General features: G+C 72.5%; 6 protein-coding genes, 1 tRNA gene and 1 riboswitch. Of the genes, 5 read left to right on the forward strand and 2 right to left on the reverse strand.

All coding sequences use genetic code 11. The features are described from left to right. The first annotated feature begins 135 nt into the window (after positions 1–135). From KSNIM_RS23665 to KSNIM_RS23675, 3 genes are all read left to right on the forward strand, one after another. Complete coding sequence (locus KSNIM_RS23665; RefSeq protein WP_263105163.1) at positions 136–1,452, forward strand: S8 family serine peptidase; 1,317 nt, start codon at positions 136–138, stop codon at positions 1,450–1,452. Positions 1,453–1,572: 120 nt separating this feature from the next. Continuing rightward, positions 1,573–1,902, forward strand: coding sequence for a hypothetical protein (locus KSNIM_RS23670; RefSeq protein ID WP_263105164.1), 330 nt, complete (start codon positions 1,573–1,575; stop codon positions 1,900–1,902). A 1-nt stretch (position 1,903) separates the two neighbouring features. Continuing rightward, positions 1,904–3,361, forward strand: a complete 1,458-nt coding sequence (locus KSNIM_RS23675; protein WP_263105165.1) for a WXG100 family type VII secretion target — start codon at positions 1,904–1,906, stop codon at positions 3,359–3,361. 161 nt (positions 3,362–3,522) lie between these two features. Here KSNIM_RS23675 and KSNIM_RS23680 read toward each other — a convergent pair. After that, positions 3,523–3,597: transfer RNA gene (locus KSNIM_RS23680), tRNA-Cys, on the reverse strand. Positions 3,598–3,883: 286 nt separating this feature from the next. Further along, a riboswitch (guanidine-III (ykkC-III) riboswitch) is annotated at positions 3,884–3,946 on the forward strand. Positions 3,947–3,995: 49 nt separating this feature from the next. On the opposite strand from KSNIM_RS23680, the gene KSNIM_RS23685 reads away from it, so the two are divergent. Both KSNIM_RS23685 and KSNIM_RS23690 read left to right on the forward strand, forming a co-directional pair. After that, positions 3,996–4,319, forward strand: coding sequence for a DMT family transporter (locus tag KSNIM_RS23685; RefSeq protein ID WP_263105166.1), 324 nt, complete (start codon positions 3,996–3,998; stop codon positions 4,317–4,319). Positions 4,320–4,414: 95 nt separating this feature from the next. After that, the gene (locus KSNIM_RS23690) at positions 4,415–5,893 is read left to right on the forward strand and encodes an MFS transporter (RefSeq protein ID WP_263105167.1); all 1,479 of its coding nucleotides are present in this window, start codon (positions 4,415–4,417) and stop codon (positions 5,891–5,893) included. A gap of 25 nt (positions 5,894–5,918) precedes the next feature. Here the strand turns inward: KSNIM_RS23690 and KSNIM_RS23695 are convergent. After that, on the reverse strand, positions 5,919–7,119 hold a 1,201-nt coding region (locus KSNIM_RS23695), incomplete at its 5' end, for a hypothetical protein (RefSeq protein ID WP_263105168.1).

Consider the following 7,119-nt stretch of genomic DNA (forward strand, 5'->3'; position numbering starts at 1 on the left):
TCGCGCCCCGCGGCGTGCCGGCCGGCCGATGCTGCGTCAGTCCACGCCCGGACAGACGATACGATCGGAGCGCCCTGTGCACGCGGGGGCGTTGCGACAACGTACGGGCAGCAGCAGACGACTGACGGGGTAGTGATGACGCTGACCAGGGCCATGCGGGTGCTCGGCGCCTCGACATTGGCAGGTGCACTCCTGCTGACGGCCGCCCCCGGGGCGTCCGCGGACCAGGTCCGGGACGGTCAGTGGGCCAACCAGTACTTCAAGCTCGACAAGGTCTGGTCCGTCAGCAAGGGCGACAACGTGATCGTCGCCGTCATCGACAGCGGCGTCGACGCCACCCACCCCGACCTCACCGGCCAGGTCCTGCCCGGCTACGACGAGAGCGGTCAGAACCTCAACACCAAGCCGACGGAGTCCCACGGCACGGGGATGGCGAGCCTCATCGCCGGCCACGGGCACGGTGCCAACGCCGGTGTCGTGGGCCTGGCGCCCGGGGCGAGGATCCTCCCCGTCTACAAGGGCGACGCCAATGCCCTGGACGTGATTCCGCAGGGCATCCGCTGGGCGGTCGACCACGGGGCCAAGGTCATCAACATCTCCCAGGCGGCCTCCGTCGCCAACAGCGAGATGCAGGGTGCGGTCGCCTACGCGTACCAGCACGACGTCCTCGTGGTGGCCGGCGCGGGGAACACCGGCGGAGCGGTGGCGAACCCCGCGAACCTGCCGGGTGTCCTCGCCGTGGCAGCTGCGGACAAGTCCTCCGAGGTCTGGTCGAGCTCCAACTCCGGGCCCGAAGTCCGGTTGGCCGCACCCGGCGTCGACATCGTGAGCGCGGGCAAGTGCGGGTCCAGCCAGTACTGCCTCGCGGACGGAACGTCCGACGCGACGGCGTACGTGTCCGCCGCCGCAGCGCTCGTCCGGGCCAAGTTCCCCCAGCTCACCGCGGGCCAGGTGGCCAACCGCCTGGCCAAGTCGGCTGCCGTCCCGCCGTCCGCCGGTGGCGCCAAGCTCCCGGACCCGCACTTCGGGTACGGCGTGATCCGCCCCTACGAGGCGCTCACCATGGACATCCCGGCGGGCAGCAAGGAAGGGCCGCTGACCAAGCCGGAGGGTGTGGCCGCGCCCGGTACCGCGTCGAACGCGCCGGTGTCGCAGCCCGTGACCAAGTCCTCCGTCGGCGGTGGCATCACCCCGCTGATGGTGCTCGGTGCCCTCGCCGTCATGGCGGTGCTGCTCGTCGTGGTGATCGTCGCGGTGACCCGCAGCCGCCGCCGGCCGCAGGCCGCCCCGGTGCCCCCGCAGGGCCAGGCCCCGTACGGTGCGGCGCCCTACGGTGCGGCGCCCGGCTGGCCGCCCGCGCAGCAGCCCTACGGCACCCAGCCGCCGCCTCCCGGGTACCCCCAGCAGCAGCCGTACCAGAACCCCTACCAGGGCGGTAACCCGCCGCGATGACGCTGTGTCAGTACACGGCCTAGAGGCGATACGATCGAACGCCCTGTCAGGGCGTCATGCCCCGTTGCGCACGGGGTGCAGCAACAACGGGGAAGTACGGACTCCAGGGGGAGGAGTGAGATGGCCGACGGATACCGCGTCAACACGGACGAGTTGGAAGCCGTCGTGAAGCGACTGAGGGCCCTCCAGCAGGGCCTCAGCGAGTGCGGCAACAAGGCGAAGTACAACACCGTCCTCGTCAGCGACGACTTCGGTGCCAACTTCGACCAGGCGAAGAAGCTCTTCGCCGCCCACGCGCAGATGCAGCAGTTCCTGAGCCAGCACATCCAGGAACTCGACTCGCTGATCAACGACTTCGGAGACAAGACGCACGCGGTGAACACCGCCTACCGGACGCGCGAGGACGAGTTCGTCGCCGCTGCGAGGTCGATGCAGACCGGGAGGGCGTGAGATGACCCAGTTCGAACACGAGGACCTGATCCCGCTCAAGCGGATGCTGGAGCACTCCAAGCCCGAGCGGCTGCACGAGGTCAGCCAGCACTGGACCAACGTCCACCAGGAGCTGGAGCAGGCCGTCGCCGACCTGCAGCGGGCGGTGCAGCACGCCACCGCCAACTGGGAGGGAGCGGCCGCCGACGGCTTCACCAAGCGGGCGGCCACCCTCCAGACGAGCATGACCAACACCGCAGCCCACGCGCAGAACACCTCCGCGGCGATGAAGTTCGCCGGGGACGCCCTGCAGCAGAGCAAGGCCACCATGGCTCAGATCAAGGTGCCCAGCACCTTCGAGCGCGGTGCGAAGCTGGTCGGCGACGGCTTCGGCCGCTCGGACGCCCAGTTCAAGGCCGACGTGGCCGGCGGCATGGACCGGATCAGCGCGGTCAACAAGAACTACAGCGAGCTCTCGGCGACCGAGATCTCCCACCAGTACGCCATCGGCGTCATGGAGCACCTCGCGCCGCAGTTCGACCAGGCGGCGGGGTACATGCGACCGCCGGAGACGGGCAACATCCACGATCCCAAGAAGCCCTTCCCGCCGGAGCCCGAGAACCCGGTCCCGCCGAACACCGTCTCGCCGCCGCCGCCGACGCCGAAGTACCCGAACGGCGTCCCGGAGCACCCGTCGGACAAGCCGGGACAGGTCGACCCGCAGGGGCCGAAGCAGACGGTCCCGGGTTCGCCGCACGTGCCGACCCCGCTGCCGGGCGATGTCCCGCCGGGGACGATTCCGACTCCGACCCACCCGGTCGTTCCGCCGAGCACGGGGATCGACAGCCTGCCGCCGGTCGGGACGCACCCGACCCCCGGCGGCGGTGGCATCGGCACGCTGCCGAACACTCCCGGTGGGGGCGGCGGTCTCGGTGGCGGCGGTGGCCTGGGCGGTGGCGGCGGCCTCGGTGGGGGCGGCGGCTACATCCCGGGCGGCCTCGGCGGCGGGTCGCTGCCCGGCCGCAGCGGTACGTCCGGTGCGGGCCGCGGCGGGGCCACCGGTCCCGGCGGCGGTGCCGGCGGCCGGACGGGCGGCAGCGGCGCGGGCGGTACGGGTGCCGGGGGCGCCGGTCGCCAGGGCACGCCCGGCATGGGCGGCATGCCCGGCCTGGGCGGTGCCGGCGGCAAGGGTGCCGGTGCCGGCGGCGGCAAGGGCGGCAGCGGTCTGGTGCGCCGGGGTGGCGGGGTGATCGGTGGTGCCAAGAGCGGCACCGGCGGCCGGACGTTCACCGAGGGCGGCTCCGGGATCGGCAAGGGCCGGGCCGGCCAGAACGGCGCCCCCGGCGGCGGCATGCACGGCGGCCCCGGTGCGGCGGGCAAGAAGAAGGACAAGAACAACAACGGCCAGCGTCCCGACTACCTGGTCGAGGACGAGGAGACCTGGCGCGGCGGCTCCGCCAACCCGCCGGTGATCGACTGACCGTCCCGCACCCGACGGCGCGGGCCACCCCGGACAACGGGGCGGCCCGCGCCGTTTCGCATGCGCGGAGAAAAGCGAAGAAAAGCCTGGACGGGCCGTCGGGCGTAAAAGGAAATGCTGCGGCACCGGGCGGCGGAATTCGCCGTCCGGTGCCGCGGAAATGGAGGCCGTGGCGGGAATTGAACCCACGTAAACCGCTTTGCAGGCGGCTCCCTGAACCACTCGGGCACACGGCCGGGGCGACGGAGATACCCGTGGGTACGGGCCCGTCCGGAGAGGGGTGGAATGTGGCGCGCGTCAGGCGCGGGAACAGCGACAGCCGGGACAACAGGCGGCACAGGTGCGGGGCGCTGCGATCGCCGCCGTCTTCCTGTTCATGGCCGACTCCTGTCGTCACTGTCGTGGCCGGTGGCCCGGTATTCGGGTCTCCGTCGTGCTGATGAATTCATCTTAGGGGGAGTGGGGAGGGGCGCGTCAATATTCGTGTATGAATTCCGTGTGTCGTCGTGTGTTACGTTCGAGGGGTGGCGTGATCGTGCGCCCCGGACGAGGTGCGTCGTACCCGGCAGGACAAGACGGCGCGGTACTGCGGCGGCAGCGACAGAGCTGCTGCCCCTACTGCGGAGGTGCCGTCGTGGCGTGGCTGGTGTTGATCATGGCGGGCGTGCTGGAGACCGTCTGGGCGGTGTCGCTGGAGGCGGCCAAGGGGTTCTCGCGACCCGTGCCGAGCGCGGTGTTCGCGGTGGCGCTGGTGCTGTCGATGGGCGGGCTGGCGTACGCGATGCGGAGCATCCCGCTGGGTACGGGTTACGCGGTGTGGGTGGGCATCGGCGCGGTCGGGACGGCGCTGTACGGGATGGCGGCCCTGGGCGACGCGATGACCGCTGCCCGGGTGACCTGCCTGCTGCTGATCCTCGGCGGCGTGCTCGGCCTGAAGGTGCTGAAGGTGCTGCACTGAGGCGTAGGGCATGGGCGGCCTAGGTCGGAGGTCCCGGTTGATCACCGACTCATGGTCAGGAGTCACCGGGCGTCGAGCGCCTTACGATGGCAGGCATGGCCACCACCTCCTCCTCGACCCCGGTCGACCGCGCTGACCCCGTGCCCGATGCCGCCCCCGACACCGGGGGAGTGATGAGCGGGCCGTACCGGGCGCTGACGCTGGGGATCGTCTCGGTGGTGCTGCTGCTCGCCTTCGAGGCGACGGCGGTGAACACGGCGATGCCGGTCGCCGCCCGGCAGCTCGACGGGCTCGGCCTGTACGCCTTCGCCTTCTCGGGCTACTTCACCACGACGCTGTTCGCCCTGGTGGTCTCCGGGCAGTGGTGCGACCGGCGGGGGCCGCTGGCGCCGCTGTTCACCGGCATCGCGGTGTTCGGGGCGGGCCTGGTGGTGGCCGGCACGGCGGTCGGCATGTGGCCCTTCGTGGCCGGCCGGGCGATCCAGGGGCTGGGCGGCGGTCTGGTGATCGTCGCGCTGTACGTGGTGGTGGGCCGGGCGTTCCCGGAGCGGCTGCGGCCGTCGGTGTTCGCGGCGTTCTCGGCGGCCTGGGTGCTGCCGTCCATCGTCGGCCCGTTGGTCTCCGGTGCGGTGACCCAGCACCTCGGCTGGCGCTGGGTGTTCCTCGCCGTACCCGTGCTGATCCTGCTGCCGCTCGCCGTGATGGGCCCGGCGCTGCGCCGGGCGGAGCGCGCCCAGCCGCCGCTGCGGCCCGCGCCCTTCGACCGCCGCCGCACCTGGTGCGCGGCGCTGGCGGCGCTCGGCGCCGGGCTGCTGCAGTACGCGGGCCAGCGCCTGGACCTGCTGGGCCTGGTGCCGGCGGTGCTGGGCGCGTCGCTGCTGCTGCCGGCCGTGGTGCGGCTGCTGCCGCCGGGCACGCTGCGGGCGGCCCGCGGCCTGCCGACGGTGATCCTGCTGCGCGGGGTCGCGGCGGGCGCGTTCTTCGCGGCGGAGGCCTTCGTCCCGCTGATGATGGTGACCCAGCGGCACCTGTCGCCGACCCTGGCCGGCCTGACGCTGACCAGCGGCGGCCTGTCCTGGGCGTTCGGCTCCTGGCTGCAGGGCAGGCCGTGGGCGGACCGGCACCGGGAGGCGCTGATCCGGGCGGGCTTCGTGCTGACCGCGGTGGCGATCGCGGGCGCCGCACTGGTGCTGGTGCCCGAGGTGCCGGCCTGGACGGCGGCGGTGGCCTGGTCGGTCGGCGGCGTCGGGATGGGCCTGGCGGTGGCGAGCATCAGCGTGCTGATGATGAAGCTGTCGGCGCCGGAGGACACCGGCGCCAACTCGGCGGCGATCCAGCTGAGCGACGCGCTGGGCAACGTGCTGCTGATCGGTCTGGCGGGCGTGCTGTTCGCCGGGCTCGGCGGCGGTTCGGTGGCGGCCGCCGAGGGCGCGACGGCGCCGGCCGGCCCGTTCGCGGTGATCTTCCTGGTGATGACCGGGGTGGCCCTGCTGGGCGCCCTGGTGTCGGGCCGTACCGGTGCGGCGCGCAAGGCCGTCGCCGCGGCGGAGGTCCCGGCGCCGGCCGAGGGCTGACGGCCCCGGCGGAACGGTTCTGCTCTCAGGAGGAGGGCGCCGCCTGGGCGGCTCCGCCGAGGAAGGACTTCCAGCCGCCGGCCGGGGACTCGCCGGGCGCCAGCGACTGCAGCTTGCGCAGCACCGCCGGGTCCTGTGCCTCCAGCCACTCGACCAGCTGCCGGAAGGACACCAGCCGGACCTCGGGCCGGCCGGCGATCCCCTTGAGGGCCTCCTCGACGGCGTTCATGTAGATGCCGCCGTTCCACTGCTCGAAGTGGTTGCCGATGATCATCGGCGCCCGGTTGGTGGTGTACGCGCGCTCGAAGCCGGCCAGGTAGGAGTCGCGGGCCTGGGTCTGCCAGGCGCCGAACCGGGCGGTGTCGCCCTTGGTGCTGTTGCCGGACTGGTTGTACATGATGTTGTAGTCCATCGAGAGCACCTGGAAGCTGTGCCCGGGGAACGGGATGGACTGCAGGGGCATGTCCCACAGCGCCCCGCCCTGGAACTTCTGCGGCCACACCTGGAGGCCGCCGGGGCCGCTGCTGTCGTACTTCCAGCCCCGCTTGGCGGCGGTGGGCAGCAGGCCGCGCTGGCCCTCCAGGCAGGGGGTGCGGCCGCCGATCAGCTCCTTGCGGTAGTCGAAGGGCAGTGGCGGCAGGTCGGTGAAGCCGGTGTTGGTCCGCCAGTTCATGACGAAGTCCATGGCCTGCTCGATCTCGCTGTCCCAGTCCTCCGGCGACCAGCGGCCGCCGCCGGTGGGGCCGCAGAAGTGCCCGTTGAAGTGGGTGCCGATCTCGTGGCCCTCCAGCCAGGCGTCGCCGACCTGTCTGATGGTCTCCCGGATGTGCTCGTCGCTCAGGTAGCCGATGTCGGAGGCGCCGACCGGGTGCTGCGGCGGCCGGTACAGGTCCCGCTTGGACTCGGGCAGCGTGTAGATGCCGCTGAGGAAGAACGTCATCTTGGCGTCGTGGTCCTTGGCGAGCTGCCGGAACCGGGAGAACAGCCCGTTGTCGAGCTCGCCGGCGCCGTCCCAGGAGAACACCACGAACTGCGGCGGGCGCTCGCCGAGCTCCAGCGGCACCGCCTCCGGCTGGTGCGGCTGCGGGCCGGAGTCGGAGGTCGACCCGTCGCCGATCAGCGAGGCGGGCGGCTTGGGGGTGCCCGAGCCGTTGCCGTCGACCGCTCCCGAGGCCCGGACGGGCGGGCCCGCCTGCTCGCCGCCCCGGCCGCCGCCGCTCGCGCAG

This window comes from Kitasatospora sp. DSM 101779 (assembly GCF_025655475.1).
Lineage (GTDB): Bacteria > Actinomycetota > Actinomycetes > Streptomycetales > Streptomycetaceae > Kitasatospora.

What these genes read in the sequence shown, in the direction of transcription:
- KSNIM_RS23665 (WP_263105163.1), top strand. Translation starts at nt 136, where the DNA reads ATGACGCTGACCAGGGCCATGCGGGTGCTCGGCGCCTCGACATTGGCA.
- KSNIM_RS23670 (WP_263105164.1), top strand. Translation starts at nt 1,573, where the DNA reads ATGGCCGACGGATACCGCGTCAACACGGACGAGTTGGAAGCCGTCGTG.
- KSNIM_RS23675 (WP_263105165.1), top strand. Translation starts at nt 1,904, where the DNA reads ATGACCCAGTTCGAACACGAGGACCTGATCCCGCTCAAGCGGATGCTG.
- KSNIM_RS23690 (WP_263105167.1), top strand. Translation starts at nt 4,415, where the DNA reads ATGGCCACCACCTCCTCCTCGACCCCGGTCGACCGCGCTGACCCCGTG.